The organism is Ruegeria sp. BHSB064 (assembly GCF_059613205.1).
Genome location: NZ_JBXWSB010000240.1, coordinates 1 through 2,121, shown reverse-complemented (window position 1 = coordinate 2,121; position 2,121 = coordinate 1). Strand labels below are relative to the sequence as shown.

Below are 2,121 nucleotides of genomic sequence, written 5' to 3'. Positions count from 1 at the left end.
ATCAGAACCATCGGTGGCGCGCAGTATGATGATCTTGCCTTTGGCAGTTTTATCAACCCAAGCACTTTTCATCCGGGGGTGGATATGAACTCTGTCTTCCAGGTTCGGTTCGGGGCGCAGGCTCCGGCAGGATCCCTGCCGTTTTCGCCGCGCCCCTGCCCGGCTTTTCCCGCGCCCGGATCGGTGTTTCTGAGCGATGAAACCCTGTTTGTCTGCCTTGAGGCGTCAGACGGGCCTGTGGCGTTCGACACCTGCGCGCCGTTCGATCTTGGGACAGGTCCGGCTGCGTTCTGCTGGAACGAGGACCTGTATATCCTTGCGGGACAAAGCTGTGAGGCGATCTCTCTCGCAACCGGCGACATTCATGTCACGCTTCCTCAGCATAACAGGCCCGAAGCGCTTGCGTTTATTCATCAGGTCGAACCCAGCCTGGTGAATGGCGTGTGTATGCGCCCGCTCAGCCAGCATGCTGTCGATGTGTCAGATATCATTCTGCGCCGCAGGCCTGTTCCGGGGGCGCAGGCGGCTGAAGCCCGGGGCAGGGCGGCAGAGGCCCTGCCGCTGGATCGGATATTTGGTCCGTGATCAAAGCCCCGGTGGAGTTTATTTGCGGCGGTAGACAAGCACTTCGCCATCCCCAAGGGTTCCGGCAAACTCATGTACGAATTCCAGCGACCCTTCGGCGTCCTGCGCCAGTTCTGGTATGGCGCGAAACATCCGGCTGGGGAACAGGATCACAATCATCACCGGGCCGGGCTGGGCCATTGCCTGGGCATAGCCCTGGGGGTCGGCGATGGTTGTCCAATCCGCGTTGAAATGGCTTTTAAATATCGGACCGCCGGGATTGATCGCATAAATCCGTTCGGACGGGCCGCGCGTTTGTTCCACCAGTTCAAATGCCCCGGCCAGATCCTGCTTTGGTGCCACATAGTTGCGCTGAACCAGAAACACCGACAGGGCCAGCATTGCAACCACACCGATGACAAACAGGGGCCGTTCCAGCCCGGACTGGCCGATCACCCGCGCAACGACACCCGCGCCGTACCAGCAGCCAATGACGGCAAGTACGATCACAGGGGCGATGTCGACAAAGAAAAATCTGGGCCAGACCCGCATGTCGAGAGCCAGGAGAACCGCCAGCGTCACAGCGACATGCGCCACGATGCACAGAAAGAACAAAGGCTGCGTTGAATGCGCGCCAATGGCACCCAGTGCGATCACAACCAATCCGCCGATGGCGATGATCAGCGTCAGGGCTCCGGTGCTGCCGACGGCGGTACGCACCCCTTCGAGCACGGTCCAAAGCGGGTTTTGATATTCCTGCATGGGATCAACTGCGGATGACGCCGAAATTTCACCCATTGTGCCGGCGATGCTGCTCAGGATCGGCAGATAGGCCAGCAGAACAAGAACAGAGGCCAAAACCACGGCAATCAGCGGCTGCATCACCCAGGCACGGGTAAGCGGGCCCCGGCCAAATCCGGTGACCAGAGAGATCAGCCAGACCAGCCCCAGAGCGACAAAGAAAAAGGTACCGGTCAGATGGGTGAAGACGGCAGCGGCGGCGGTAAATCCGAACGCGATCCAAAGGCCGAGGGTCGGCGTGCGCATTCCCCGGAGAAAGAAAATCAAACCAAGCGTGCTCCAGAACGCAAGCTCGGTATAGCCGCGGGCGTTCTGTGAAAACCAAACCTGATGATAGGACAGGGCGACAAGCAGGGCCGACACATGCGCGATGCCCGATCCGGCAACATCCCGCGCCAGCCACCAGATGGCCGCGACGGTGCCAACACCGAACAGGACAGCCGGAAAGCGGTAAACCCAGGCCTGTTCGCCAAAGATCTGCGACATCAGCTTGGCCTTCATGCTGAAGAAATAATGATGGTTCATCGAGTATTCGCGCATCATGTCCCCCCAGGGCAGGCGAACATGCGTGTCGACAGTCCAGATTTCGTCATACCACAATGGCGCATTCAGCCCGGCTGTTCTGAGGACGGCGGCAATAAGCAGGATCAGCAGAAGGATTGCCAGATCATTGCGGCCAAGTGTGGGGGATGGCTGGGTCATGAGGATGTCTCCGGTCACACCTGGATCAGTTCAGGGTCGTCATAAAATCGATTG

Annotated in this window: 2 protein-coding genes; one reads left to right on the top strand and one right to left on the bottom strand. The window is 59.2% G+C overall.

The window, feature by feature from the left end:
• Positions 1 to 585 (top strand): hypothetical protein (locus AC2FNU_RS24665; RefSeq protein ID WP_496794240.1); only part of this gene is annotated, 585 nt, incomplete at its 5' end.
• 18 nt (positions 586 to 603) lie between these two features.
• On the opposite strand, the gene AC2FNU_RS24660 is transcribed toward AC2FNU_RS24665, so the two are convergent.
• The gene (locus tag AC2FNU_RS24660) at positions 604 to 2,067 is read right to left on the bottom strand and encodes a glycosyltransferase family 39 protein (RefSeq protein WP_496794236.1); all 1,464 of its coding nucleotides are present in this window, start codon (positions 2,065 to 2,067) and stop codon (positions 604 to 606) included.
• Positions 2,068 to 2,121 lie beyond the last annotated feature (54 nt).

Bases quoted from the DNA above. Each gene is read 5' to 3' on its own strand.
- AC2FNU_RS24660 (WP_496794236.1), bottom strand. From the start codon at position 2,067: ATGACCCAGCCATCCCCCACACTTGGCCGCAATGATCTGGCAATCCTT.